Here is a 26,128-nt window from a genome sequence, read left to right on the forward strand (position 1 = left end):
ATGGACGCATCCGCCATCGTCATGATGATCGTGGCACTGGTGACGGTGTGGGGCGGGCTGCTGGTCAGCGTGGTCCACCTGCACAAGCATCCGGACGAGGAGGAGGACTAGCACTCCCCGTCGCCACCACCGTGCGGGGCGTTTTCCGGTGATCCTCGCGATCTGAGCACCGGAGAACGCCCCGCGCGGCGTTTCCGGCCGTCAGTGCGCGGCTTCGTCCCACGTGCCGCCGGCCCCGATGGACACCTCCAGCGGCACCGACAGCTCGATGACGCCGGACATCTCCGCGCGCAGCAGCTCCTCGACCCGCTCACGCTCGGCCGCCACCACCTCGACGACCAGCTCGTCGTGCACCTGCAGCAGCACGCGTGAACGCAGGTCCTCCGCGGCGAGCGCGCGCTGCAGATTGATCATGGCCACCTTGATTATGTCGGCGGCGCTGCCCTGGATGGGAGCGTTCAGTGCGGCGCGCTCGGCGATCTCCCGGCGCTGACGGTTGTGGCTGTTCAGGTCCGGCAGGTAGCGGCGCCGACCATAGATGGTCTCGGTGTACCCGTCCTTGCGGGCCTGCTCCACCACGGCGTGGAGGTAGTCGCGCACCCCGCCGAACCGCGCGAAATACGCGTCCATCTGTTCCTTCGCCTCGCCCGCGGAGATCTTGAGCTGCTGGGCCAGCCCGTAGGCGCTGAGCCCGTAGGCCAGGCCGTAGCTCATCGCCTTGACCCGGCGGCGCAGGTCCGCGGTGACCTCGTCGATGGGCACCCCGAACGCCCGGGCGCCCACGAAGTTGTGCAGGTCCTCCCCCGATCGGAACGCCTCGATGAGCCCCTCGTCGCCGGAGAGGTGCGCCATGATCCGCATCTCGATCTGCGAGTAGTCGGCGGTGACCAGGGTGTCGTACCCGTCGCCCACCACGAAGCCGTGGCGGATCTGCCGCCCCGCCTCCGTGCGTACCGGGATGTTCTGCAGGTTCGGTTCGGTGGACGAGAGCCGTCCGGTGGCGGCGACGTTCTGGTTGAACGTGGTGTGGATGCGCCCGTCGTCGGCCACCGTCTTGAGCAGCCCGTCCACCGTGACCTTGAGCCGGGTGGCGTCGCGGTGCTCCAGCAGGTGTTCGAGGAACGGGTGCCCCGTCTTTTCGAACAGCGTCTGCAACGCGTCGGCGTCGGTGGTGTAGCCGGTCTTGGTGCGCTTGGTCTTGGGCATGTCGAGCTTGTCGAACAGCACCGCCTGGAGCTGTTTGGGCGAGCCCAGGTTGATCTGTTCGCCGTCGATGGCCGCGTAGGCGGAATCCGCGGCCTCCGTGACCCGCGCCGCGAACTCGGAGCGCAGGTTGTGCATGTGGTCCGAGTCGACGGCGATGCCGGCGGCCTCCAGCTCCGCCAGGACGAAGAGCATCGGCAGTTCGATGTCCGAGAGCAGCGGGCCCGCCTCCATGGCGTCAAGCTCGGCGTCGAACGCCGCGGCGAGGTCGAGCGTGGCGCGGGCCCGCAGCATCTGCTGCTGCGCGTCGCGCTGCAGCGCCGACTCGTCCGCGTCCGGGTCGGCGGTGCCGCCGGCGTCGAGCAGGGACATCTGCTGGTCGTCACCGGTGTCGTCGGCCCGCAGCTCTCGCTGCAGGTAGCGCAGCGAGAGGTCCTCCAGGTCGAACTTGCGCTGGCCCGGCCGCAGCAGATACGCCGCCAGCACCGTGTCGCTGGTGACGCCCCCCAGCGTCCAGCCACGCCCGCGCAGGGCGTGGATCGCCCACTTGCCGTCGTGCAGCGCCTTGGGCCGGGTCTCGTCGGCGAGCCACGCGCCCAGCGCCTCCTCGTCCTCCGGGGAGAGCGCGGTGGTCCGCACGTATCCGCCGGCGCCGTCGGCGGCGGCGAACGCCAGCGCCTCGGCATCCGTGCCGTACACGTGGTGCGGCGACACGACGGTGATCCCGTGCCGCGCGCCGGGGCCGGCGTGCTCCGACAGCCACGTGGACAGCGCGCCGGGGGCGATCACCTCTCCGTGCACATCGAAGCCCTCGTCGGCCTCCGGCTCGGCAGACGTGAGCGTGGCGAAGAGCCGGTCACGCAGGACCGCGAACTCGAGCCGGTCGAAGACCTCGTGGATCCGCTCCCGGTCCCACGGGGCCACCTCGAGCTGGTCCGGCGTGTATTCCAAGTGCATGTCGCGGATCATCTCGGTGAGGTCGCGGTTGGTGAGCACCTGGGCGAGGTTCTCGCGGAGCGACTCGCCCACCTTGCCGCGCACCTCGTCTGCGTGCTCCACCAGTCCGTCGAGCGAGCCGAACTCGCGGATCCACTTGGCGGCCGTCTTCTCCCCCACCCGCGGGATTCCGGGGAGGTTGTCGCTGGGGTCGCCGCGCAGCGCCGCGTAGTCCGGGTACTGGGCGGGGGTGAGGCCGTATTTGGCCTCGACCTCCTCCGGCGTGAAGCGGACCAGGTCGGAGACGCCCTTCTTGGGGTAGAGCACCGTGACGTCGTCGGTGACCAGCTGCAACGAGTCCCGGTCGCCGGTGCACACCAGCACCTTGTAGCCGAGCTGCTGCGCCTGCGTGGCGAGCGTGGCGATGATGTCGTCCGCCTCGAACCCGTCCACCTCCATCGTGCGGATGTTCAGCGCCTCCAGCACCTCCTTGGCCAGCGGCACCTGGCCGGAGAACTCGTCCGGCGACTTGGCGCGATTCGCCTTGTACTCGGGGAACTTCTCGGAACGGAACGTCTTGCGCGACACGTCGAACGCCGCGGCCACGTGCGTGGGCGCCTCGTCGCGCAGCAGACTGATAAGCATCGAGGTGAACCCGTAGACGGCGTTGGTGTGCTGGCCCGTCGAGGTGGAGAAGTTCTCCACCGGCAGGGCGTAGAACGCGCGATAGGCCAGCGAATGCCCGTCCAACAGAAGCAGGACCGGGCGCGCATCACCCGACCCGGATGCGGCGGCCGGCGCTGCGCCGGAGACGTCGGGCTTGCTGGAGACGTCGGGCTTGCTGGACGCGGGGCTCTTCGCTGCGGGACTCACGCCGACGAGTCTATGTGCCCGCTCCGACGTCCACCGCCCCCTATGTCGTGTCGCCGATGGTGTCGACGATCGTCTTCGCCACCGCCTTCATGGTGGTGCGCCGGTCCATGGCCGCGCGCTGGATCCACGCGAACGCCTGGGGCTCCGTCATCGCGTCCGCGGCCATGAGCACGGCCTTGGCGCGCTCGATGAGCTTGCGGGCGTCGAGGCGGTCGGCCAGGTCCTGCACCTCACGCTCGAGGGCGTGCAGCTCGGCGAACCTGCTGACGGCGAGCTCCACTGCGGGCACCAGGTCGGAGACGAAGAACGGCTTGACCAGGTAGGCCATGGCGCCGGCGTCACGGGCGCGTTCCACCAGTTCCCGCTGGCTGAAGGCCGTGAGGATGACGACGGGGGCGATGCGGCGCGACGCGATCTCGGACGCCGCGTCGATGCCGTCGCGGCGGGGCATCTTGACGTCCATGATGACCAGGTCGGGCTTCAGCTCGGCGGCCAGATCGACCGCCTTCTGGCCGTCCGCGGCCTCCCCCACCACCTCGTAGCCGACCTCGGTGAGCATCTCGACCAGGTCCAGGCGGATGAGGGCCTCGTCCTCGGCGACGAGCACCCGGCGGGGCTGCTGCGCCGCCCGTTCCCGACCGGCGTGCGCGGAATCCTCCGCCATGAGCCCTGTCCTCCGCCCTCGTCGATCGCCTGCATGCACCGCGCCCGAGACCGTGCACCGCGCTCAGGGATGAATCCTATGGCCCGGGCGCACTGTCCGGACGCGGGAGGCGCGATCGGCCCGTCGCACCCGACCCGCTAGGCTGCTTACCGCACACTGCGCATGCAGCACTTCGGCATGGCGGAGCCGCACGCCCCCGTAGCCCAATTGGCAGAGGCAACGGATTCAAAACCCGTCCAGTGTCGGTTCGAGTCCGACCGGGGGCACCACGTTCGACCAGGTAATCCACACAGCCGGATCCGCCGGCCTGCCGTCGCCCGCTCCCCATGCACCGCCTGCCGTTGCCGCGTGAGGTCCGGGTACCGCTCCGCCTCAGTGTGCGGTGAGTGGTCGCGGGCATGGGCGAGCATGCCTCCCAGCGACATGGAAGTGCGGGTGACGGCGTGCCCGACACCGGCGCCGCGGCCGCACCGCGCGGCTAACGCGGCCGGCGGCGCGTCCGATTCCCCTTCTACAGGGTCGGCCCGTCCGAGTGCCCGGGCCGACCGTCCGGACCACAACCCGGGAGTCACTCATGCGCAACCGCACCCGCATCACCGCCCGCACCTTCGCCGTCGCCGCCGCGGCAGCCGCCATCCCCCTCGCGCTCACCGCACCGGCGATGGCGCAGGACGAGGGCCCACTGGGGCCGACCGGCTCGATCGGCGGACTGCCGAACCTGCCCGGGGTGTTCGCCCCGGGCGGCGACAGCCTGGTGGCCGTAGGCGGATCCCCCTCCGGCACCTGCTGGGGCGCCGTGTCCGTCGGCATCAACGGCGACGGCTACCCCGGCTCGGCCGTGGCCACGTGGAACATCGGCGTGCTCGGGTTCGGCGACTGCGGCCTGCACGCCACCCTGCACTGGACGAACCTCGACGAGGGCACTTCGGGTGAGCAGACCATCGCGGTGGACGCGCCGCAGATCTTCCCCGCCCGCAATGACGGCAAGTCGGGGATCCTGAACACCGGCGTGGGCGACATCGAGTACACGCTCACCACCGACGGCGGGGCGCACTCGGACACGATCACCGTGCACACCGACCCGTACGACGGCTGATCCGGCACCCCGGCGCGGCTGCTTCTGGGCGAAGAGCTCAAGCACGATGTGGTCGGGCCGACGGAACTCGAGGTTCCACGCGGCTATCGTGGCCGGGTGGACACGACCGGCGCTCACGAGGAGCCCGGCGGCCCCGGCACCCCGGGCGTCGCCGGGCCGCTCGCCGTCACCGCGTCCGTCATCGTGCCGCCGGCCGCGCTGCACTGGCGCTTCTCCCGCGCGCACGGCCCTGGCGGACAGGGCGTCAACACCACCGACTCGCGCGTGGAGCTGGTGGTGCGGCTCGACGCGGCCGGCATGACCGGGCCGCAGCTGGACCGCGTGCGCACGGCGCTGGCGCACCGGCTGGCCGACGACGCGCTGGTGGTCGTGGCCTCCGAGCATCGCTCGCAACTGCGCAACCGGCAGGCCGCCCGCGACCGGGCCACCGCACTGCTGCGGCAGGCCCTCACCGCCCCGCCGCCCCGCACCCGCAAGCGCCGCAGGCCGTCCCGAGCCGCGAAGCAACGGCGGCTCGACGCCAAGAAGCGACGGGGTCAGACCAAGTCTCTGCGCCGCCGGCCCGACCACTGAACGGCGTACGCGGATCAGACCCTGCTCGTCCCCCGCACCTTCTTGACTATCCACAGGAGGATGCTCGCGCCGGCCAGGCAGGTGAGGAAGCTGAAGAACCAGCCGCCGCTCGCCACGTCCACCCCCACCCAGCCGAGGATCCAGCCGCCCACGAGGCCGCCGACCACGCCCACCACGATGTTGAGGAAGATCCCCTGCTGGGCATCGGTGCCCATGAACTTCGAGGCGATCCAGCCTGCGAGGCCCCCGATGATGATCCATCCGATGATGCTCAGCGACAGTGTCATGACGGCACTCCTTCATCCGCGGGACCGGGGCGGGACGCACCCGGCGGCATGCCCCCAGCACACCACCCGACGGCGCGTTCCGCACGGTATACCGGCACACCGCCGCCCGCTGTGCACCACCTACTCCGTCCGGCGCATCCGGTACCACCAGAACTCGGCGTCGCGCAGCGGCCCCTTGCCTGTGCCGGCCGGCGCGGGCGCGACGCTCACCGTCTCCCATCCGGGCCCCAGCAACGCCGAGAGCCCGTGCGCGCTGATGCCCTTGGGCCCCGGGCCGTGTCGCGGTTGCGCCGCGGCCACCACCATCCCGGCGCCCGGCGCGGTGTGTCCCGTCACCCACTCGGTATAGGCGCGACGGGAGGCGTCCGGCAGCCCGTGCAGACAACCCATGTCGGTGACCACGTCGAACTGTCCCTCGTCGAGTGCCGCCTCGAGGTGCGCCACGTCCGCCGAGAGGAACCGGACGCGGTCGGCGACACCCGCGTGCGCGGCGCGCGTGCGTGCCCGCGCCAGCGCCTTGCCGACGTAGTCGACGCCCACCACCTCCCAGCCGCGCTCGGCCATCTTCACCGAGTGCCGGCCGGTGCCGCAGCCGCAGTCCAGCGCGCGGCCCGGCGACCGCGCGTCGAGCACGTCGGACAGCGGGCCGTAATCCGCCTCGCCCTCCCACGGCGTGTACCCGATGGCGTACATGAGCGAATACATGCTGACCATGGCAGACTCCCTGAGCGCCCGGACCTGTGCATTCCCATGATGCGCCGGTGCGGCGCACGGCACAATGCCATGCGCCGCACCAGGAGCGGATACGACTCGGAGGTCAGCCCTCGGCCAGATCCTTCGCCGCAAGGTGCGCGAACACCATCGACGTGCCGATGGGGTTGCCGCCGCCCGGGTAGACGTAGCCGCTGGGGGCGGCCATCGAGTTGCCCGCCGCGTACAGCCCGCGGATCACCCCGCCCTCGGCGTCGAGCACACGGCCGACGGTGTCGGTGCGCATGCCGCCCTTGGTGCCCAGATCCGACAGCCCGAACCGCGCGGCGTGGAACGGCCCCTGGGTGATCGGGGTCAGCGGCAGCTCGCCGTCGCTGAAGGCGCGGTCGTAGGGCTCGTCGCCGCGCAGGAAGTCGTCGTCGTGCCCGTTCTTCACGAACCCGTTGAAGCGCTCGACCGTGGCGACCAGGCGGTCCGCGGGCACGCCGATCTGCTCGGCCAGCTCCTCGAGCGTGTCCGCCGTCTTCCACAGCCCGGCGTCGACGTACTTCTCCGACTCCTGCATCGACACGTTGGTGGCCTTGATCGGCGGCTCGAGGCCCTCACGGTCGTCGTAGACCATCCAGAACGGCAGGGTCAGCGTGCCGTCGGCGATCTGATCGAGCGCGGCGCGGCCCAGCCGGTCGTAGGCGGCCGACTCGTTGACGAAACGCTCACCGTCCTGGTTCACGAAGATGCCACCGGTGAACCACAGTGCGAACGAGGAGTTGCCGTCGGGATGCGTCAGCCCGGGCGACCACCACGCCTGGTCCATCAGGTCGGTGTCCGCCCCGGCCGCGATGCCGGCGGCGATCGCCTTGCCCTGGCTTCCGGGAGGCGCCATCGAGTCACGGGACACCCCGGGCACGCCGTACTTCGTGCGCATCTCGTCGTTGCGCTCGAACCCGCCCGACGCCACGATCACGCCGCGCCGCACCTTGATCGCGGTGCGCTCGCCGCCGGTGTCGGCGATGGCGCCCACCACCTTGCCGTCCTCCATCACCAGCTCGTCGATCGCGCAGTTGAGCCTGGTGCGGGCGTTGGGGTACTGCTCGATGGCCAGCAGGAAGCGGCCGATGAGCGCCTGCCCGCCGATGACCTGCGGCGGCAGTTCCCAGCCGAGCCAGTCTGTGTCCAGCGGCGGCCGCAGCGAATCACGCAGCTCGCCGAGCCGCGCCGGGTCCAGCGGCACGGGGATGATGTGGCGGCCCTTGGCGCTGGCCTTCGGGGCCTTGCCGAAGTAGTCGGGCCACGGCAGCTCCATGAACTTGAAGTTCTTGTCCTGCTCCAGGTAATCGATCAGCGGGGCCCCGGCCCGCACGAACGCCTCCTGCAGGTCCGCCGGGGTGCGGTCCCCCACCACCGAGCGGTAGTACGTCAGGGCGTCCTCGATGGTGTCCTCGTCGCCGCCGCGCTTGAGCACGGCGTTGGTGGGGAACCACATGCCGCCGCCGCCCGAGTACGAGGTGACGCCGCCGAAGCGGTCGGTGGCCTCCGCCATGATGGTCTCGAGGCCCTCACGCGCCGCCGTGTAGGCGCCGGTGACGCCGCCGCCTCCGGAACCCACCACCAGCACGTCGCACTCGTCGTCCCACTGCACGTCTTGCTGCACCGCCACTCACCCTTCGCTACGGAAACGTCTCCACTGGAAGGTTCCACGGGGTCGCCCACGGCGGCAGGGGCCTTTCCCGGTCACAGGGACGGGCGCGCGTGCTCAGCCGGCGACCGGCGTGCCCTCCGCGTGGGCCATGCCGGGTTTGGCGGACGAACGCGGCGTGTCCAGCGCCACCCGCACCGCGCCGATCCACACCAGCGCCGCGCCCATCAGGTGCAGCACCACGACCAACTCCGGCAGGTGCGTCAGGCTCTGGAAGATTCCGATGCAGCCCTGCAGCAGCAGGACGCCCAGGAACGTGGCCACGCGCAATCGCGCCGTCCTGGCCTCCGGCGCCAGCGACCGCATCAACAGGACCGCGACCACCAGGGTCGCCGCCGCCGCTATTCCGTGGATCCAGGTGATCATCTCCCACGCGATGGGGATCCGGTGCACGTCGCTGCTGTCGCCCGCATGCGGACCGGCCCCGGTGGTGATGGTCCCCAGGACCACGACCACCGCGCTCGCCGCCAGCAGCGCCCGGCCCAGCAGGTGGGAGCGCTCGCCGACGGCGACGGGCGTCGGCGCGTCCATGGCGCGCACCCGGTGCCAGGTGAACACCGTCGTGGTCAACAAGGCCGTCGCCGCCAGGAAGTGGCCGGCCACGATGTACGGGTTGAGGCCGGTCAGTACGGTGATGCCGCCGATGACGGCGTTGAGCATGACCATCCAGAACTGCGACCAGGCCAGCCTGGTGGTGATGAGGTCGTGCGGTTTCTGCAGCCGCGAGGCGATGATCGCCCAGCCCACCGCGGCGCTGAGCACCCAGGTGAGCATGCGGTTGCCGAACTCGATGATGCCGTGCAGGCCCATCTCCGCCGTGGTGGTGAGCGAATCGTCCGTGCACGAAGGCCACTCCGGGCACCCGAGGCCCGACCCGGTCACGCGCACCACGCCGCCGGTGACGATGAGCACGACGCTCATCAGCATCGCGGCCGTCGTGGCCCAGTACAGCCCGCGGCGCCCCACGGTGAAGCGGTCGGCCAGCAGGGTGAACGGGGTGACCCGCGGCATCGGCAGCCACGGGCGTACCGGAGCCTCGGCACCCTTTCGTTCGTCCACCGCCGGGGACTGCCGAGACGGCCCGGGGTTCAGCGGGGTGTGGGACATGTGCGGCACGACCTTTCCTGCGCAGTGGCCGCGCACGAGTCTATCGGTCCGATCCCGGACGGCGGCCGGGAGCCGCCACCGGGGAGAGCACTGTCACACGCCGGGGCAGGGACGCGGCCCCATGGAACCGAGGCCGTGGATATCCGCCGCAGGCCGGACCCGTCGGCTCAGGTGCCGCTCGGAGCCCGTGGCGCGAAGTACCGCACCACGCCCTCCTGCACCACGGAGGCCTGTGTGGTGCCGTCCGGGGCGAAGAAGGTTCCCGTGCCCGTGCCCCGCGAGCCCGCCGCCACCGGCGACGTGCTGGCGTACAGCAGCCACCGGTCGAATCTGGCCGGCCGATGGAACCACAGCGAATGGTTGAGGGTGGCGGCCAGTACGCGGTCGATGCCCCAGGACAGGCCGTGCCTGGTGAGGATCGTGTCCAGCACGGTCATGTCCGATGCGTAGGCCAGCAGCGCCGCATGCAGGTGCGGGTCGTCGGGAAACTCCCCGGCGGGCCGCATCCACACGTGGTTCTCCGTGCGCGCCTCGCCCGTGCCCTTCTGCACCCACGGCGGATCGTGGGCGTAGCGCAGGTCGATCGGATGGAGCGCACCGGAGAACACGGCCAACGGGTCTTCGTATCCCCGCAGCGCCTCGTCGAACACCGGCAGCCCCTCCGGCGGGGGCACCTGAGGCAGGGCCCGCCCGTGCTCCAGGCCGTCCGCGGGCCCGGAGAACGCCGCCAGCATCGTGCACACCAGCGCGCCGTCCTGGGTGACGTCCACCCTCCGGTTGGCGAACCCGCGGCCGTCCCGCAGGCGCGCCACCGTGAAGTCGAGGTCGCGCCGCTTGTCGCCGCCGCGGATGAAGTGCGTCTGTGCGGAGTGCACGTACCGGTCACCGTCGACGGTGCGCCCGGCCGCCATCAGTGATTGCGCCAGCAGCTGGCCGCCGAAGGTCCTGCTGAACGTGGTGCGCTCGGGGTGCCTGCCGACGAAGCGCTCCGTGCCGTCGGGCCCCGCTCCCCCGTCCACGCGCTCGAGGTCCAGCAATTCCAGGACGACGGGCAGATCGTCTTCGCGGCCCGGCGGCGCGGTCACCACGGGGTCAGCGGTCCTCGGTGCCGATGCGGTGCACGTGCACCATGTTGGTCGAGCCCACCGTGTGCGGCGGCGACCCCGCCACGATCACGACCACGTCGCCCCGCTCGTAGCGGTCCAGCCCCAGCAGCGCACGGTCCACCTGGTGCATCATCTCGTCGGTCGACTCGACCTTGTCCACCAGCACCGACTCGGTGCCCCACGACAGCGTCAGCTGGTTGTACACGTCCTGAAGCGGCGTGAAGGCCAGGATGGGGAGCCAGGTGTGCAGGCGGGACACGCGGCGGACGGTGTCGCCGGACTGGGTGAACGCGGCGAGCGCGGCCACGTCCAGCCGCTCGCCGATCTCGCGGGCGGCGTCGGTGATGACCCCCCGCTTGGTGCGCGGCGCGTGCGTGAGCGGCGGGACGTCCACAGAGTCCGCCTCCACCGCCGTGATGATCCGTCCCATCGCCTGCACGGCCTCGACGGGGTACTTGCCGACGGAGGTCTCGCCGGAGAGCATCACCGCGTCCGCCCCGTCGAGCACCGCGTTGGCCACATCCGACGCTTCAGCACGGGTGGGCCGGGCGTTCTCGATCATCGAATCGAGCATCTGGGTGGCGACGATGACGGGCCGGGCGTTCTCACGCGCCACTTGGATGGCGCGCTTCTGCACCAGCGGCACCTCCTCCATCGGCAGCTCCACGCCCAGATCGCCGCGGGCCACCATGACGGCGTCGAAGGCCAGCACGATCGCCTCGAGATCCTCGATGGCCTCGGGCTTCTCCAGCTTGGCGATGACGGGCACGGTGCGCCCCACCCGGTCCATCACCTCGCGGACCAGGTCGACGTCGGACGGCGAACGCACGAACGACAGCGCGATGAAATCGACGCCCAGGCCCAGCGCGAACTCGCAGTCCGCCACGTCCTTCTCCGACATCGCGGGCACCGACACGTTCATCCCCGGCAACGACACGCCCTTGTGGTTGCTCACCGGCCCGCCTTCGACCACCCGGCAGACGACGTCATCGCCGTCGACCTCGGTGACCACCAACGCGACCTTGCCGTCGTCCACCAGCAGCCGGTCCCCCGCCACGGCGTCCTGCGCAAGCCCCTTGTAGGTGGTGGAGACGCGGTCGTGCGTGCCCTCGACGTCCTCCACCGTGATGCGCACGGTCTCGCCCGTGTTCCACACCGTCGCGCCGTCGGCGAAGCGGCCGAGGCGGATCTTGGGTCCCTGCAGATCCGCGAGGATCCCCACCGGGCGGCCGGCCTTCGCCGCCGCCTCGCGCACACGCGTGAACGCGATCTCGTGATCGGCGTGATCGCCGTGGCTGAAGTTGAGCCGGGCGACGTTCATCCCGGCCGCGACCAGGGCATCGAGCTGCTCAGTCGAGGAAGTTGCGGGGCCCAGGGTGCAAACAATCTTTGCGCGTCGTGTCACATCCACCACCCTAGTGGTTGGCCGCGAGCGCCCCGCGACGGCACGACCGGCAGATGACCGTGCGCGGGGGCGCCGATCAGTCGCGCAGCGGGCGGCCCTGGGAGTCCCGCACGTTGCCCATGAGGATGAGGATGCCGTCGATCAACGGCCAGAGCGCACCGATCCCGCACGTGAACACGCTGACCAGCAACTGCGCCACGCCCATGCCGTTGTCGCCCAGGTAGAAGCGGCCCGCGCCGGTCCAGCCGACGAAGATCTGCAGCAGCCCGGCCACCAGCTTCTGTTTGTCCGAGAACGCCTCGCCTGTGACGGGGTGGCGACCGTAGGGCGCCGTCGGATCCGGGGCCCACATGCCCGGCCCGGGCCCGTATCCGGCAGGTCCGTAACCGGGAGCGCCGTATCCGGCGGGACCGTACCCCGGGGGCGCGTAACCGGGAGCGCCGTATCCGGCGGGGCCGTACTCCCCGCCCGGCGGCGGGGGCGGCATGCCCGGCGGCGGAGGCGGCATGCCCGGCGGGGGCGTCCCCGGTCCGGGCCCCTCCGCGCCCGCGTCCGCGTCATGGCGGGGCGCGTCGTCCGCGATCGGATCCGAGTAGTCCGGCTCCACGTCGTCCGCCTCGGGATCCACGGGCGCCGATTCGGCGGCCTCCACTGCGTCGGCCTCGTAGCGTGCCGTCTCCCCGTACGAGGTGCCGAAGGGCGTGGCGTCGGACTCGTACAGCGGCGCGCTGCCCCATCCGGGGCCGCTGCCGGCCCCGGCCTGGGTGGTCCAGCCCGGGCCCGGCGACTCCTTGCGGATGGTCCACGCCTCGTCGGCGTCGTAGCCCGACGCCGATCCGCCGGACTCGGGCCCGCCGGAATCCACGGACTCCTGGCCGAAGGCGGTGTCGTCGTACGGCGATCCGCGTCGTCCGAGCGAGTCGAGGTCGGCGGTGTCGCCGGAGGCCGGGTCTGCGTCGCCGTACCCGCCGCCGGAACCTCGGTTGCCGGAGACGCCCGGCGTGTCGTCGTCCGACCGGTCCTGCGGTCCGGTGTCCGTCATTTCGCACCCCCGTGCGTGTCGACCTCGTCGTTACTGCCCTGCAGGGTCTCGATGCCTCCACCGCCGGACCCGCCGCCGCCGGACGCCTCGTCGCCGGACGCCTCGTCTCGCCCGTCGTCGTCACTGCCGTCCCCGCCGCCGGCGGCGTCGGTGCCGGCCGCGCCGGGCTCCGCGGCGATCTCCTCGCGCGCCGCACGCGAAAGGAGGTCGTGCGGGTCCTCCCTGCCGCGCCGCGCCCACATGAAGTAGGCGACGGCGAGTACGAAGATCACAGCCGAGGTGATCGAGTTGATCCGGACGCCGAACACGTGCGTGGCGTGGTCGTCGCGCAGCAGCTCGACCCAGAACCGGCCGAAGCAGTAGCCCGCGACGTACAGCGCGAACAGCCTGCCGTGGCCGATCACGAACCTGCGGTCGATCCACACCAGCGCGATCACGACCAGAACATTCCAGATGAGCTCGTAGAGGAAGGTCGGCTGCACCACGGCGATCACGTTTCCGTTGGAGACGCCGTCGAGCATGTCGATGTGCCCGTCACGCACCCGCTCAGTGATCTCCAGCCCCCAGGGCATGGAGGTGGCGCGCCCGTACAGTTCCTCGTTGAAGTAGTTGCCGAGCCGCCCGATCCCCTGCGCCAGCAGGATGCCCGGCGCGATGGCGTCGCCGAACGCCGGCAGCGGGATCCCGCGCACCCGGCACCCGATCCACGCGCCCAGCGCGCCGAGCGCCACCGCACCCCAGATGCCGAGCCCGCCGTCCCATATCTTGAGCGCGTCGATGGGCTGCGCGGTGGCGTCCGCGCCGAAGTAGGTGCTCCAGTCCGTCAGCACGTGGTAAAGACGACCGCCGATGAGCCCGAACGGCACCGCCCAGATGGCGATGTCGAACACCGTGCCCTTCTCGCCGCCGCGGGCGACCCACCGGCGGTCGCCCCACACGATGGCGATGATGATGCCGACGATGATGCAGACGGCGTAGGCACGGATGGCGACGGGGCCGATGTACCAGACGCCCTGCGGCGGACTGGGGAATGAAGCGAGGAGGGTTGTCGTCACGGTGCCACGGTAGCCGAACGAACGCCCTCGGCGAGTTCACGCGTGAGCGCCTCCACCGACGCCGGCCCCTCCGGGACGCGCGCCACCAGGGCCGAACCGACGATGACGGCGTCGGCGAATCCGGCGATCTGCGCGGCCTGTTCCCTGGACCGCACGCCGAGCCCCACACCGACGGGGATGTCCGAGTGCTCCTTGACCCGGGCGACGAGCTCAGGGGCGGCCGTCGACACCGCGTCGCGCGCGCCGGTGACCCCCATGGTGGAGGTGGCGTAGACGAAACCGCGGCTGGCTTCGACGGTGCGCACCAGGCGTTCCTCCGTGGACGAGGGCGCCACGAGGAAGGTGCGCCCCAGCCGGTGAGCGTCGGACGCCGCGATCCACTCCGCCGCTTCGTCGGGGATCAGGTCGGGCGTGATCATGCCGAGCCCGCCGGCCGACGCCAGATCCCGTGCAAAGGCATCGACGCCGTAGTGCAGCACCAGATTCCAGTAGGTCATCACGACCGCGTTGCCGCCCGCCGCGACGATCTTCTCGATCACGCGCAGGGTGTCCCGGACGCGGAAGCCCGCGTCCAGCGCAGTGGTGGCCGCCTGCTGGATCGTCGGTCCGTCCATGACCGGATCCGAGTACGGCACGCCCACCTCGATCAGGTCGGTCCCGCCGTCGATGAGCGCGCGGAACGCGTCCACGGATCCGTCCACTGTGGGATATCCGGCGGGGAGGTAGCTCACCAACGCCGCCCTGCTCTCCGCCCGGCACGTCTCGAACATGCCGCGCAGCTTCGCCTCGCTCACTTCGCCCCTCCCTGCGCGGCACCCGCCGCGTCGTCCGTTGCGGCACTGTCCGTTGCGGCACTGTCCGTTGCGGCGTCCCCGCCGCCATCGCCCTCGGCGGGGAGCAGGCCGAACCAGCGCGCCGCCGTGTCCACGTCCTTGTCGCCGCGCCCGGAGATGTTGACGAGAACGGTCGCGTCCGGCCCCAGCTCGCGGCCGAGCACGAGCGCTCCGGCCACCGCGTGGGCGGACTCGATGGCGGGGATGATGCCCTCGGACTCCGAGAGGATCCGGAAGGCGTCCATGGCCTCGGCGTCCGTGACCGGCCGGTACTCCGCCCTTCCGGTGTCGTTGAGCAGCGAATGCTCCGGGCCCACGCCCGGGTAGTCGAGCCCGGCGGAGATCGAATGCGACTCGATGGTCTGGCCGTCGTCGTCCTGCAGCAGATAGGAGAACGCGCCGTGCAGGGCGCCCGGCGACCCGCCGGTGATCGTCGACGCGTGTCGGCCGGTCTCGACCCCGTCGCCGCCGGCCTCGAGGCCGACGAGCCTGACGGCGGGGTCGTCGAGGAACGCGTGGAAAATGCCGATGGCGTTGGACCCGCCGCCCACGCAGGCCGCCACCGCGTCCGGCAGCCGGCCGGTCATCTCCAGGACCTGTGCGCGCGCCTCGAGGCCGATGATGCGCTGGAAGTCCCGCACCATCACGGGGAACGGGTGCGGCCCGGCGACGGTGCCGAAGCAGTAGTAGGTGTCGTGCGCGTTGGTGACCCAGTCGCGCAGCGCCTCGTTGATCGCGTCCTTGAGGGTGCGGGAGCCGGTGAGCGCCGGGACGACCTCCGCGCCCAGCAGTCGCATGCGTGCGACGTTCAGCGCCTGGCGCTCGGTGTCCACCTCGCCCATGTAGACGACGCACGTGAGCCCCAGCAGCGCGCACGCGGTGGCGGTGGCCACGCCGTGCTGACCCGCGCCGGTCTCGGCGATCACGCGCGTCTTGCCCATCCGCTGCGCCAGCAGCGCCTGGCCCAGCACGTTGTTGATCTTGTGCGAGCCCGTGTGGTTGAGGTCCTCCCGCTTGAGCAGCATCCGGGCGCCGCCCGCGTGCTCCGAGAGCCGCCGCGCGTCGTACACCGGCGACGGGCGCCCGGTGTAGTGGCGCTGGAGCCGGTCCAGCTCGGCGAGGAAATCGGGATCGAGGCGGGCCTTGCCGTACTCGGCGGTGACCTCCTCGATGACGGCCATCAGGGCCTCGGGCACGAACCGCCCGCCGTACGCGCCGAAGTGTCCGCCATCGTCGGGCTCGTGCGTGGTGCCGGCGAGTCCGGCGCTGGTCTGCGGCACATCCGTTCCGCGGCCGTCGAAAGTGCGATCGTCGAAAGTCACGCCCCAAGTATGCCTGCGGCCCCCGACACACCACCGGGAGGGATGAGCGGCGCCGCCCGGGCGGCGCCGAACGTCACCGCGCGGGCTTGGGGCACGACGGGTGGGACCCCGCGGCGACCAGGTCCGACACCATCACGCGCGGGTCGCCGGCCGTCACCAGCCCCTCGCCCACCAGTACCGCGTCCGCACCGGCCCCGGCGTAGGCCATCAGATCGGCGGGGCCGCGCACGCCGGACTCCGCGATCTTGACGACCTCCGGCGGCAGCCCCGGCGCGATCCGGGAGAAGTTGTCGCGGTCCACCTCGAGCGTCTTCAGGTCACGGGCGTTGACCCCGATCACCGTGGCGCCCGCCTCCAGCGCGCGATCCGCCTCCTCGGTGGTGTGCACCTCCACCAGGGCGGTCATCCCCAGCGACTCGGTCCTGTCCAGGAGCGCCGTGAGCGTGCTCTGGTCCAGCGCGGCGACGATGAGCAGGATGATGTCCGCGCCGTGCGCACGCGCCTCGTGGATCTGATACGGGCCGACGACGAAATCCTTGCGCAGCACCGGCACCGAGACCGCCCTGCGCACCGCGTCGAGGTCTGCGAGGGAGCCGTGGAAACGCCGCTCCTCGGTGAGCACGCTGATGGCGTGCGCGCCGCCGTCCGCGTACGCCGCGGCGAGCTCCGCGGGATCGCCGATGTCCGCCAGCGCTCCCCGCGACGGGCTCGCCCGCTTGACCTCCGCGATCACCGAGATCCCGTCACCACGCAGCACCGCGGCCGCATCGAGCGGGGCGGGTGCCCGGCGCGCCAGCTCCTTGACGGCCTGCAGATCACGCTGCGCCTGACGTGCCGCCACGTCCTGGCGTACTCCGTCGATGATCGAGTCGAGAACACTCATGGTGGCCGCATCCCTTCGCACTGACCGTCATCCCGCGCCCCGGCGCTCCCCGCCGCCGCGGCGCCACTGCGGCTCAGACTAGCCATCGGCCCCCACTCCGCCCGCCCCGGGGTGGTGACGTGGATCGCCGACGACGGCGGTCAGCGCGGCGCGTCTCCGCCGGGCCCGGCGGCGTCCCCGGCCCCGCCCGCGGGATCCTCGTCATCGGTGGGGTCCGCGCCCGAGTCGAGCGCCTCCCACATCAGCCGCTGCGTCATGTCGTCGTCCGCGCCGCCCCCCGCGGACGCGCCCTGCCCGGCACCGGCCGGCCCCTTCGCACGGTCACGCCGTGCAGCCATGGCCTTGGCCACCGAATCGCGCCGGGCGGCGGGCGTCTCGTACTTCGACGGCAGCTCCCGCCGCGGCCGCGGGCGCACCACCATCAGCAGGCCCGCGGCGGCGGCGAGGACACCGCCGACGATGGCCAGGACGATGGGCCCGGGATGCGTCTGCGCCGCCGTGACCACCGCGCCGGCGCGCAGATCCCCCAGCCGGGTCACCTCGGCCGGGTCGGCCGCCGCGCTCAGCGCCATCGACGACCGGACGACGATCGTGGCGCCGGCCGCGGTCACGATCAGCCCGATGACGCGTTGCGCCCAGCCGCGCACGGCGAACATCGCCGCGATCCCCGCCAGCAGCACCAGCGCCAGAGGTGTGAGCTCGGACGCCCACGCCGCGCCGTCGAAGGAGCCGTCCACCGGCGGCTGCAGGCCGTTCTCGTAGGTGTAGCCCACCCAGTCCATCCGGCCGGCGGCCCAGGTGACCAGCGCACCCAGCGCCAGCAGACCCGCCTCCACCACCATCCGACGGGCGTCGCCGCGGCGCGTCGCGGCCCCCTCCCCACCACTCATCGCACACCGCCGTCCGCCATGCCGCTGCCCCCGCCCACGCTCGTGATGGTCCCGGCGGCCGCGATCGCGCGCAGCACGGCCGAGGCCTTGTCGCGCGTCTCGCGTTCCTCGCTCTCCGGCACGGAATCCGCCACCACCCCCGCGCCGGCCTGCACGTAAGCCGTGCCGTCCTTCATCACCGCGGACCGGATCGCGATGGCGGTGTCCGCGTCGCCCGCGAAGTCCAGATACCCGACGATCCCGCCGTACACGCCGCGCCGCGAGGTCTCAAGCTCCTCGATCAGCTCGAGGGCCCGCGGCTTGGGCGCACCGGACAGCGTTCCCGCGGGGAAGCACGCGGTGACGGCATCGAGCGCGGACCGACCCGCGCGCAGCCGCCCCGACACCGTGGAAACGAGGTGCATGACGTGGCTGTAGCGTTCGACGTGCCGGTAGTCGCTCACCTTCACCGTGCCCGGCTCGCAGACCTTCCCCAGGTCGTTGCGCCCCAGGTCCACCAGCATCAGGTGCTCGGAGTTCTCCTTCTCGTCCGTGGACAGGTCCTTCGCAAGCAGCAGGTCTTCCTCCTCTGTGGCGCCGCGCCACCGGGTCCCGGCGATGGGATGCGTGGTGGCCGTACCGTCCGCCACCGTCACCAGCGCCTCCGGGCTCGATCCGACGATCGTGAACGCGCCGTGCCCGCCGCCCGCGCCGCCGGGCACCGCCGGAACGTTGACCAGGAACATGTAGGGGCTCGGGTTCGACGCGCGCAGGATCCGGTAGACGTCCAGCGGATCGGCGTCCGTGTCCATCTCGAAGCGCTGCGACAGCACCACCTGGAAGGCTTCGCCCGCACCGATGTCGTCGATCAGCCGGCGCACGCCCGCGTGATACTCCTCGGCGGTCCGCTGCCGCCGGTACTCCGGCTCCGGTCGCTCGTACGAGGCCACGGTGGACAGCGCAGGCTCGGACAACGCGCGCGTCATCGCGTCGAGACGTGCCACGGCGTCGTCGTAGGCCTCGTCGACGCGCTCGTCGCTGCCGTCCCAGTTGACCGCATTGGCGATGAGCGTGATGGCGCCCTCGTGGTGGTCCACCGCCGCCACGTCGGTGGCGAGCAGCATCACCAGCTCCGGCAACTCCAGGTCGTCCACCGTGGAGTCGTCGAGCCGTTCGATCCGGCGCACGATGTCGTAGCCGAGGTAGCCGACCATCCCGCCGGTGAGCGGCGGCATCCCCGGGATCCGCTCGGATTCGAGCAGGCGGAGCGTCTCGCGCAGCGCATCCATCGGATCGCCGCCCGACGGGGCTCCGGTCGGCACGTTGCCCTGCCAGGCCGCCTGGCCGTCGACGACGCTGAGAGCTGCCGGGCTGCCCGCGCCGATGAACGACCAGCGCGACCACGACCGCCCGTGCTCGGCGGACTCGAACAGGAACGTGCCGGGCCGGCCCGCCGCGAGCTTGCGGTAGGCCGACAACGGCGTCTCCGAATCCGCGAGCACCTTGCGCGTCACCGGCACCACGCGGTGCTCCGCCGCCAAGGCCCGGAACGTCTCGCGCGCGGTGGTCAGGTGCTGCGCGGCTGCACTCATCGCCTCCATGCCGCCAATACTCCCAGGGTCGCGATCAGCCCTGCGATAGCGGTACCCCTCCCACACCCCATGCCTCGCGCGGGATGTCGGTGACGGTCACCCACACCGCACTCTCGGCCTTGCCTGCGGCCTTGGCGTAGGCCCGGGTCACCTCGGCGATGACGGCGGACTTCTGCTCGTCGGTGAGCCCCGGGGTCTGCGAGATCTGGATCAGCGGCATGGCACCGACGGTACCGGCCCTGCGGCCGCCGGCGCCCGCGCCGCATCACTCCTCGGGCAGCTCCGCGAACGCCCGCTTCGTGTCGTTGTACCAGCCCATCGCCTTCTTCGGATGCACCCAGCGCCACTTCATGTCCTTGCGGGCCTGCTCGTGGGCGCCGTCCCCTGCGGCCACCGCCTCCTTGAGGTGCCGGTCCTGCGCGTTGATCACGTCATCGGCGGTCTCACCATGGTGCTGCAGATCGCAGGGGCCGCCGAGCTGGCTGCAGGTCATCGTCTTCATCTCGATCCTCGTCCTCTCGTGTCCGCGGGCCGCGACGGCCAGCGTCGGTCCGAGCCGTGCACGCCATGGACGGCGTGTGCTCACCCAGGTGACGGTCGGGGCGCGGAAAGTGTGACACGCCGGGGCGCCGGGTCCCCTGCGCACGGCCGTCAGCTCCGCGCCGCCCCGCCCGTGCGCCGCACCAGCGCTTCGAGCACCGGCGCCTCCGCCCGGAACTCGATGCTCCGCACCCTGCCGTCCGTGACGGTGAAGTCGAACGCCACCCGCGGCCGCCCGCGCAGGAACCAGGCGGCACCGGGCCGGCCGTCGATGAACACCGGCAGCGCCGACTGCGCGGCGCCGTCGAACATGGCGGCCACCGCCTCGCGGCCGACCAGCCGTGCGGGTGTTCCCGTCGCGACGGTGTCCGCGTCCGCGGTCACGATCGCGTCCGGCGCAAGCAGTGCGAGCAGCCGCGCGAACTCCCCCTCGCGGGCGGCCGTGAGGAAGGCGTCCACGATCCGCCAGTCCGTCGGGCCGGCGGACACCGGCTCCGCCGGCGACCCGTCCGCCGCCTGCGCCAGGCGCACCCGTGCCCGCGAGGCGCGCTTGCGCGCCGCAGCCGGGGTGCAGTCGAGGATGCGTGCGATCGCCGGGAAATCGAAGCCGAAGCTGTCGTGCAACACGAACGCCACGCGCTCCGACGGCGGGAGGGCGTCGATCACCACGCGGAGCGCGGCGCCGACGCCGTCGGCCGACGCGGCCGCATGGGCGGGGTCGCCGTCCGGAAGCCGATGCGGCGCCTCCCCGTGCACCGGCCGCTCGTCGTCGCCGACGTCCGCCTGGGGCGTGGCACGCCGCGCCCTCAGCACGTCGAGGCACAGCCGGGTGGTCACCGTCGTCAGCCATCCCGGAAGGTTGCCGATGGCGGCGGCGTCCGCGCCGTGCAGCCTGATCCAGGCCTGCTGGACTACGTCATCGGCCTCCGTCTCGTCGTCCAGGATGCGTGCCGCGATGCGCCGGAGCCGCGGCCGCTCCGCCTCGAACGCCCGCGTGCCGTCGGCGGGCGGCCCCGTCCGGCTTCCCGGTGTCGCGGTCATCGCGCCCGGTCCGTCACCCGGAGACCACCGGCTGTTCGGGCAGGTCCGCGCGCACGGCGACGTTCATCCGGTTCCAGACGTTGATGGCGGCGATGGTCATGAGCAGCTCCAGCGTCTCCTGCTCGCTGAACACTGCCCGCACCTGCGCCCAGACATCGTCGGACACGCCCTGCTCGCTGATGAGCGTGACCTGCTCGGTCAGCGCCAACGCCGCGCGCTCGCGGTCGTCGAAGAACGCGGGCGCCTCCCGCCAGGCCGCGATCAGATCGATCTGCCGTTGCGGCGCGCCGGCGCCGCGCGCCTCCGCCACGTGCATGTCCAGACACCACGCGCAATGGTTGATCTGCGAGGCGCGGATGTCGACGATCGCCCGCAGTCGCACGCCCACGGTCCCCGAGTTCACATACTTCTGCAGGCCCAGGACCGCCTTGTACGCATCCCCGTCCACCTCGCTGATCGACATCCTCTGCATCGAAGGCAGGTCCGTCATCTCCTGGTCATCTCCGTCATCTCCTCGGGTATCGGCGGTGACGATCGCGCAGCCGCTGGTCGCGGTGCTGATGCTACGCCGGGCGGACGCCCCTGCGGTTAGCCTTGGAGTGACGGGTCCGGCCCGGCGCGGCCGGCGCACCAGCACGGAGGATCGGCGGCGATCGACGAGCCATGGCCGGCAGACACCGACGCAACGGCAACCGCGGCGGGCACGCGGTGACGGACGCCCCCGGGGCGCTGGACGCCCGCCGGGAAATGGTCGGAAGGCTGCGCCGGAAGGGGCTCACCGATCCGCGTGTCCTCGAAGCCATGAGCACCGTGCCGCGCGAGCGGTTCATCCCCGAGCAGTACGCCGCCATGGCCTACGAAGACCGCCCGGTGCCCATCGGCGCGGGACAGACCGTCTCCGCGCCGGACATCGTGGCCCTCACCGCGACCGCACTGGCACTGACCGGCCGCGAGTCGGTGCTCGAGGTGGGCGGTGGCTCCGGGTATGCGGCGGCCGTGCTGGCGCTGTGCGCGTCGCACGTGATCACGATCGAACGGCGCGCGCACCTGGCGGACCGCGCCCGGCGCGTGCTCGGCGACCTCGGCTACGACACCATCGAGGTACGGCACGCCGACGGCATGACGGGGGCGCCGGACGCGGCCCCGTTCGACGCCATCGCGGTCGCGGCCATGGCACACGAGATCCCTCCGGCGCTGTTCGACCAGCTCGCCCCGGACGGGGTCCTCGTATGCCCGGTGGGCGACGCGTCGAGCGGAGAGCTCCTGCTCGCCGGGGCAGGCCGCCGGACGTCGCTGAGCCGGGTCAGCTTCGTGCCGCTGGTGGAGGGCCTGGACAGGTAGGCGGCCTCCACGCCGCCGACGATGCCGTCAGCCCTCGCCCAGCAGCAGATCCGCGTCGAAACAGGTGTGATCGCCCGTGTGGCACGCCCCGCCCTCCTGGTCGACGGTCACCAGGAGAGTGTCGCCGTCGCAGTCCAGGCGCACCTCGTGCACGTACTGGGTGTGCCCGGAGGTCTCGCCCTTCACCCAGTACTCGCCGCGGGAACGCGACCAGTAGGTGCCCTTGCGGGTATGCAGGGTGCGGGCGAGCGCCTCGTCGTCCATCCACGCCACCATGAGCACGTCCCGGGTGGAGCGTTCCTGCACCACGGCGCAGACGAGGCCGTCGTCGCTGCGCTTGAGGCGCGCGGCCACCGCCGGGTCCAGGGCGGCCGCGCCGTCGGAGTCACTCATCGGACCACCAGCCCCTCCGCCGCCATCGCCGTCTTGACCTCGCCGATCGACACCTCGCCGAAGTGGAAGATGCTCGCCGCCAAGACCGCGTCCGCCCCCGCACGCACCGCCGGGGCGAAGTGCCCGGCCTCGCCGGCCCCGCCCGACGCGATCACCGGCACGTGCACCACCGCGCGCACCGCCTCGATGAGCGGCAGATCGAAACCGTTCTTGGTGCCGTCGCCGTCCATCGAGTTCAGCAGGATCTCCCCCACGCCCAACTCGGCGCCGCGCTGCGCCCACTCCAGTGCGTCGACCCCGGCGCTGCGGCTGCCGCCGTGGGTGGTGACCTCCCAGCCGGACGCGGTGGGCGTGCCGCCCTCCGGCACGCGCCGGGCGTCCACCGAGAGCACCACGCACTGCGAGCCGAACCGCCTGCTCAGTTCACGGAGCAACTCCGGCCGCGCGATCGCCGCGGTGTTGACGCCGACCTTGTCCGCCCCGGCGCGCAACAGCTGGTCCGCGTCGTCCACCGAGCGCACTCCGCCGCCCACGGTGAGCGGGATGAACACCTGCTCGGCGGTGCGCGTCACCACGTCGAGCATCGTGCCGCGCCCCGCCTTGGACGCCGATACGTCGAGGAACGTCAGTTCGTCGGCCCCGGCCGCGTCGTACGCCGCGGCCAGTTCGACCGGGTCGCCCGCGTCCCGCAGCCCCTCGAAATTCACGCCCTTGACCACCCTGCCCGCGTCGACATCCAGGCACGGGATCACTCGGACCGCCAGCGTCACTTGCAGCTCCGTTCGTACTCGTCCTACGGGAAGACCTCGCCGGGTTCCGGGAGGAAGCCCTCCGGATCGCCCAGGTCCAGGAACACCTGCAGCATCTCCTGCTGCGCGCCGGGCGCACCCACCACCACCGACGGCGAGTGGATGTTCCACTCGTGCCCGGCCAGGTCGGTGACCACCCCGCCCGCCGCACGCACCAGCGCGACGCCGGCGGCGTTGTCCCACGGGTGGTCCCCGAAGCCCACCGCGGCGTCGAGAACCCCGGCCGCGGTGAACGCCAGATCCGCCCCGGTACTGCCGTGCATCCGCATGCGCGCCACCCGACGGCTCAGCTCGCCCAGCGCGGCGATCCGGTAGCGCCCAGGATACCGGCCCCGGCCCTCGATGTTCAGCGCACCGAGCGCGATCACCGATTCCGACAGCCCGCGCGGCTCCAGCGGCGGCAGCGGCACCCCGTTGCACACTACGGGGCCGTCCACCGCGGCCGCGATCCGCTGGCCCACCAGCGGAAGCCACGTCAGCCCCAGCACGGGCACGCCCTCGTGGATCAGCGCGAGCAGCACGCCCGCCATGGGCAGGCCCACCGAGTAGTTGTAGGTGCCGTCCACCGGGTCGAGCACCCAGACGGTGCCGGTGTCCAGGCGCGGTCCACCGAACTCCTCCCCGTGCACGGGGATCCCGGTGCGCTCGTGGAGGCTGCCGCTGAGGCGCCGCTCCAGCTCGAGATCCACCTGGGTGGCGAAGTCGTGGTGACCCTTGTCCACCTTGCCCGGCGCGCCCACATTGCTCCGGAAATGGTCGACGACGCCGTCCAGCAGCCCCGACGCCACGGCGAGCAGGTGCCGGGGGTCGTCGGGCAGCCCGGTGGGAATCTGAGGGGATTCGTTCACCGGCATCGTCGGATCCGCGGGGGCGGGGTCAGCCCGCCACCGCTGCCAGCGCCTGCGGCAGAGTGAACCGGCCGGCGTAGAGCGCCTTGCCGACGATGGCGCCCTCCACGCCCTGCCCCGTCAGCCCGGCGATGGCACGCAGGTCGTCGAGAGTGGAAACGCCGCCCGACGCGATCACCGGCGCGCGCGTTTCGCCGCACACCTTCGTGAGAAGGTCCAGATTGGGGCCCTGCAGTGTGCCGTCCTTGCTCACGTCCGTGGCGACGTAGCGCGAGCAGCCCTCGCTGTCCAGCCGCGCCAGCACCTCCCACAGGTCACCGCCGTCGCTGACCCAGCCGCGACCGCGCAGCCGCCACTCGCCGTCGATCTGCTTGACGTCCAGGCCCACCGCGACGCGGTCGCCGTAGTCGGCGATGGCCTTCGCACACCACGCGGGGTCTTCGATCGCCGCCGTTCCGAGGTTCACCCGCGCGCAGCCCGTGGCCATCGCGGCGTCGAGCGAATCCTGGTCGCGGATGCCGCCGGAGAGCTCCACCTTGACGTCGAGCTCGCCCACCACCTGCGCCAGCAGCGCGCGGTTGGAGCCGCGGCCGAACGCCGCGTCGAGGTCCACCAGGTGCACCCACTCCGCGCCGTCCGACTGCCACTGGAGGGCTGCGTCACGGGGCGCGCCGTAGGAGGTCTCGCTACCGGCCTCCCCTTGAACCAGGCGCACGGCTTGACCATCGGCGACATCGACTGCAGGCAGCAGAACAAGACTCACGCCGACGAGCCTAGCCAGTGGGCGGCGGCCGCTTCCGGCCGGGTTCGGCGTGCCCGCCCTCGGAACCCCCGCCGTCGGAAACCGAGCTCTCGGAACCTCCGCCGCCTGCGCCCGGCCGCAGGAAACGCCCGGTGAGGCGCCGGGAGATCTGTGAGAGCACGACCACTGCCAGCACCACCGCCACGGCGACGATCACCAGCCCCCACACCGGTGCAGGTTTCACCAGCACGATGAGCACCGTCGCCACCGCGAAGACCACCGCCACTGCGGCGACGCTCATCAGTGCGAGCCGCACGAAATACCCGACGAATTGCGGGTCCATCGCTTGCCTGTGCTGCTGACGTCGACCGTCTGCCCCGTTCACGCCCCCGAGCCTGTCACACCGGGCCCGTGGATGCGCCCTGCTACGCCGCAAAAGGGGCCGACCCGTCAGAGGTCCCGGCCGTCAGAGCCCGTCGATCCAGTTGCGCAACAGGTGCGCGCCCGCGTCGCCGGACTTCTCGGGGTGGAACTGCGTTGCGGTCAGCGGCCCGTTCTCGACGGCCGCGACAAACGGTTCGCCATGCTCCGCCCACGTGACCAGCGGCGGAGAGAGCACGTCGGACTCCGGCATGTCCCAGGTACGTGCGGCGTAGGAGTGCACGAAGTAGAACCGGGTGTCGTCGTCCAGCCCGCGGAACAGCCGCGACCCTTCGGGTGCCCGCACGGTGTTCCAACCCATGTGGGGCAGTACCGGGGCGTGCAGGCCGTCGACGGTGCCCGCCCACTCGCCGCAGCCCTCGGTCTCGATGCCGAATTCCACGCCGCGCTCGAACATGATCTGCATGCCCACGCAGATGCCCAGCACCGGCCGACCGCCGGCGAGGCGCTTGCCGACGATCCGCTCGCCGCGGATCGCGCGGAAGCCCGCCATGCACGAGGCGAAGGCGCCCACCCCGGGCACGACGAGCCCGTCCGCCGCCAGAGCGGCATCGGGATCGGCCGTGACCGTCACCCGTGCGCCGGCACGCACCAGGGCGCGCTCGGCCGAATGCAGGTTGCCCGAGCCGTAGTCGAGAAGGGTGACGGTCTTCGCGGTCATCGCGGCCTTTCGTGCGCTTGCGCGTGCTGTCGTACGTTCACGGTTCGACGGTCTCCACC

The 26,128-nt window shown here is 71.9% G+C and carries 29 protein-coding genes and 1 tRNA gene; 5 read left to right on the top strand and 25 right to left on the bottom strand.

Annotation, left to right across the window (positions count from 1 at the left end; translation table 11 throughout):
• Positions 1–111, top strand: coding sequence for a methionine/alanine import family NSS transporter small subunit (locus FO059_RS11395; RefSeq protein WP_143908866.1), 111 nt, complete (start codon positions 1–3; stop codon positions 109–111).
• Positions 112–201: 90 nt separating this feature from the next.
• Here FO059_RS11395 and polA read toward each other — a convergent pair whose 3' ends face one another.
• Positions 202–3,012 carry a DNA polymerase I gene (gene polA / locus FO059_RS11400; protein ID WP_143908868.1) on the bottom strand — a complete coding sequence of 937 codons (2,811 nt, stop codon included), beginning with the start codon at positions 3,010–3,012 and terminating at the stop codon, positions 202–204.
• Between the two features lie 40 nt (positions 3,013–3,052).
• On the bottom strand, positions 3,053–3,676 hold the full coding sequence (locus FO059_RS11405; RefSeq protein WP_143908870.1) for an ANTAR domain-containing response regulator: 624 nt from the start codon (positions 3,674–3,676) through the stop codon (positions 3,053–3,055).
• A gap of 192 nt (positions 3,677–3,868) precedes the next feature.
• Between FO059_RS11405 and FO059_RS11410 the strand changes: the two genes are divergently transcribed.
• The 3 genes from FO059_RS11410 (at position 3,869) to arfB (ending at position 5,345) form a co-directional block, all read left to right on the top strand.
• Positions 3,869–3,945, top strand: a tRNA-Leu gene (locus tag FO059_RS11410).
• Between the two features lie 305 nt (positions 3,946–4,250).
• A complete protein-coding gene (locus tag FO059_RS11415; protein ID WP_143908872.1) occupies positions 4,251–4,772 on the top strand; it encodes a hypothetical protein in 522 nt (173 codons plus the stop codon).
• A gap of 96 nt (positions 4,773–4,868) precedes the next feature.
• Positions 4,869–5,345: an alternative ribosome rescue aminoacyl-tRNA hydrolase ArfB gene (gene arfB / locus FO059_RS11420; RefSeq protein WP_143908874.1), complete on the top strand. Its 477-nt coding sequence runs from the start codon at positions 4,869–4,871 to the stop codon at positions 5,343–5,345.
• A gap of 14 nt (positions 5,346–5,359) precedes the next feature.
• Here the strand turns inward: arfB and FO059_RS11425 are convergent, their stop codons facing one another.
• The 17 genes from FO059_RS11425 to FO059_RS11505 form a co-directional block, all read right to left on the bottom strand.
• Positions 5,360–5,632 (bottom strand): GlsB/YeaQ/YmgE family stress response membrane protein, encoded by a 273-nt coding sequence (locus tag FO059_RS11425; RefSeq protein WP_143908876.1) that lies wholly within the window; start codon positions 5,630–5,632, stop codon positions 5,360–5,362.
• Positions 5,633–5,752: 120 nt separating this feature from the next.
• Positions 5,753–6,346 (bottom strand): class I SAM-dependent methyltransferase, encoded by a 594-nt coding sequence (locus tag FO059_RS11430; RefSeq protein WP_143908878.1) that lies wholly within the window; start codon positions 6,344–6,346, stop codon positions 5,753–5,755.
• Between the two features lie 103 nt (positions 6,347–6,449).
• Positions 6,450–8,000 (bottom strand): FAD-binding protein, encoded by a 1,551-nt coding sequence (locus tag FO059_RS11435; protein ID WP_233267095.1) that lies wholly within the window; start codon positions 7,998–8,000, stop codon positions 6,450–6,452.
• 96 nt (positions 8,001–8,096) lie between these two features.
• Positions 8,097–9,098 carry a COX15/CtaA family protein gene (locus tag FO059_RS11440; RefSeq protein WP_158726837.1) on the bottom strand — a complete coding sequence of 334 codons (1,002 nt, stop codon included), beginning with the start codon at positions 9,096–9,098 and terminating at the stop codon, positions 8,097–8,099.
• Between the two features lie 215 nt (positions 9,099–9,313).
• The gene (locus FO059_RS11445) at positions 9,314–10,234 is read right to left on the bottom strand and encodes an acyl-CoA thioesterase (RefSeq protein WP_233267094.1); all 921 of its coding nucleotides are present in this window, start codon (positions 10,232–10,234) and stop codon (positions 9,314–9,316) included.
• 4 nt (positions 10,235–10,238) lie between these two features.
• On the bottom strand, positions 10,239–11,657 hold the full coding sequence (gene pyk / locus FO059_RS11450; protein WP_143908883.1) for a pyruvate kinase: 1,419 nt from the start codon (positions 11,655–11,657) through the stop codon (positions 10,239–10,241).
• 76 nt (positions 11,658–11,733) lie between these two features.
• Positions 11,734–12,699 carry a TM2 domain-containing protein gene (locus FO059_RS11455; protein WP_143908885.1) on the bottom strand — a complete coding sequence of 322 codons (966 nt, stop codon included), beginning with the start codon at positions 12,697–12,699 and terminating at the stop codon, positions 11,734–11,736.
• A complete protein-coding gene (gene lgt, locus FO059_RS11460) occupies positions 12,696–13,754 on the bottom strand; it encodes a prolipoprotein diacylglyceryl transferase (RefSeq protein ID WP_143908887.1) in 1,059 nt (352 codons plus the stop codon). Before lgt ends, FO059_RS11455 begins: the two co-directional genes overlap by 4 nt.
• The gene (gene trpA, locus FO059_RS11465) at positions 13,751–14,524 is read right to left on the bottom strand and encodes a tryptophan synthase subunit alpha (protein ID WP_282451349.1); all 774 of its coding nucleotides are present in this window, start codon (positions 14,522–14,524) and stop codon (positions 13,751–13,753) included. Before trpA ends, lgt begins: the two co-directional genes overlap by 4 nt.
• Before the next feature lie 20 nt (positions 14,525–14,544).
• The gene (gene trpB / locus FO059_RS11470; protein ID WP_233267098.1) at positions 14,545–15,867 is read right to left on the bottom strand and encodes a tryptophan synthase subunit beta; all 1,323 of its coding nucleotides are present in this window, start codon (positions 15,865–15,867) and stop codon (positions 14,545–14,547) included.
• A 115-nt stretch (positions 15,868–15,982) separates the two neighbouring features.
• Complete coding sequence (gene trpC, locus FO059_RS11475; protein WP_143908893.1) at positions 15,983–16,792, bottom strand: indole-3-glycerol phosphate synthase TrpC; 810 nt, start codon at positions 16,790–16,792, stop codon at positions 15,983–15,985.
• A 140-nt stretch (positions 16,793–16,932) separates the two neighbouring features.
• Positions 16,933–17,682, bottom strand: coding sequence for a Trp biosynthesis-associated membrane protein (locus FO059_RS11480; protein ID WP_143908895.1), 750 nt, complete (start codon positions 17,680–17,682; stop codon positions 16,933–16,935).
• Positions 17,679–19,262, bottom strand: a complete 1,584-nt coding sequence (locus FO059_RS11485) for an anthranilate synthase component I (protein WP_143908897.1) — start codon at positions 19,260–19,262, stop codon at positions 17,679–17,681. The genes FO059_RS11480 and FO059_RS11485 overlap by 4 nt, the downstream gene beginning before the upstream one ends.
• Positions 19,263–19,287: 25 nt before the next feature.
• Positions 19,288–19,473, bottom strand: coding sequence for a tautomerase family protein (locus FO059_RS11490; protein WP_143908899.1), 186 nt, complete (start codon positions 19,471–19,473; stop codon positions 19,288–19,290).
• 45 nt (positions 19,474–19,518) lie between these two features.
• Entirely contained in the window at positions 19,519–19,755 is a 237-nt protein-coding gene (locus FO059_RS11495) for a hypothetical protein (RefSeq protein ID WP_143908901.1), read from the bottom strand.
• A gap of 149 nt (positions 19,756–19,904) precedes the next feature.
• Complete coding sequence (locus FO059_RS11500) at positions 19,905–20,834, bottom strand: sigma-70 family RNA polymerase sigma factor (protein ID WP_143908903.1); 930 nt, start codon at positions 20,832–20,834, stop codon at positions 19,905–19,907.
• 13 nt (positions 20,835–20,847) lie between these two features.
• Positions 20,848–21,324: a carboxymuconolactone decarboxylase family protein gene (locus FO059_RS11505; RefSeq protein WP_199257160.1), complete on the bottom strand. Its 477-nt coding sequence runs from the start codon at positions 21,322–21,324 to the stop codon at positions 20,848–20,850.
• Between the two features lie 173 nt (positions 21,325–21,497).
• Between FO059_RS11505 and FO059_RS11510 the strand changes: the two genes are divergently transcribed.
• Positions 21,498–22,175 carry a protein-L-isoaspartate(D-aspartate) O-methyltransferase gene (locus tag FO059_RS11510; protein ID WP_143908906.1) on the top strand — a complete coding sequence of 226 codons (678 nt, stop codon included), beginning with the start codon at positions 21,498–21,500 and terminating at the stop codon, positions 22,173–22,175.
• A gap of 27 nt (positions 22,176–22,202) precedes the next feature.
• Here FO059_RS11510 and hisI read toward each other — a convergent pair whose 3' ends face one another.
• The 6 genes from hisI to hisH all read right to left on the bottom strand — a co-directional run bounded on the left by hisI (position 22,203) and on the right by hisH (position 26,069).
• Positions 22,203–22,568, bottom strand: a complete 366-nt coding sequence (gene hisI, locus FO059_RS11515; RefSeq protein ID WP_143908908.1) for a phosphoribosyl-AMP cyclohydrolase — start codon at positions 22,566–22,568, stop codon at positions 22,203–22,205.
• Positions 22,565–23,338: an imidazole glycerol phosphate synthase subunit HisF gene (gene hisF / locus FO059_RS11520; protein WP_143908910.1), complete on the bottom strand. Its 774-nt coding sequence runs from the start codon at positions 23,336–23,338 to the stop codon at positions 22,565–22,567. The genes hisI and hisF overlap by 4 nt, the downstream gene beginning before the upstream one ends.
• Before the next feature lie 23 nt (positions 23,339–23,361).
• Positions 23,362–24,231 carry an inositol monophosphatase family protein gene (locus tag FO059_RS11525; RefSeq protein ID WP_143908912.1) on the bottom strand — a complete coding sequence of 290 codons (870 nt, stop codon included), beginning with the start codon at positions 24,229–24,231 and terminating at the stop codon, positions 23,362–23,364.
• Positions 24,232–24,253: 22 nt separating this feature from the next.
• Complete coding sequence (priA, locus tag FO059_RS11530; protein WP_143908914.1) at positions 24,254–24,988, bottom strand: bifunctional 1-(5-phosphoribosyl)-5-((5-phosphoribosylamino)methylideneamino)imidazole-4-carboxamide isomerase/phosphoribosylanthranilate isomerase PriA; 735 nt, start codon at positions 24,986–24,988, stop codon at positions 24,254–24,256.
• Between the two features lie 10 nt (positions 24,989–24,998).
• Positions 24,999–25,352 carry a hypothetical protein gene (locus FO059_RS11535; RefSeq protein ID WP_143908916.1) on the bottom strand — a complete coding sequence of 118 codons (354 nt, stop codon included), beginning with the start codon at positions 25,350–25,352 and terminating at the stop codon, positions 24,999–25,001.
• Between the two features lie 81 nt (positions 25,353–25,433).
• On the bottom strand, positions 25,434–26,069 hold the full coding sequence (gene hisH / locus FO059_RS11540; RefSeq protein ID WP_143908918.1) for an imidazole glycerol phosphate synthase subunit HisH: 636 nt from the start codon (positions 26,067–26,069) through the stop codon (positions 25,434–25,436).
• Between the last annotated feature and the right edge of the window lie 59 nt (positions 26,070–26,128).

It is taken from the genome of Tomitella fengzijianii, from assembly GCF_007559025.1.
Classification (GTDB): domain Bacteria; phylum Actinomycetota; class Actinomycetes; order Mycobacteriales; family Mycobacteriaceae; genus Tomitella; species Tomitella fengzijianii.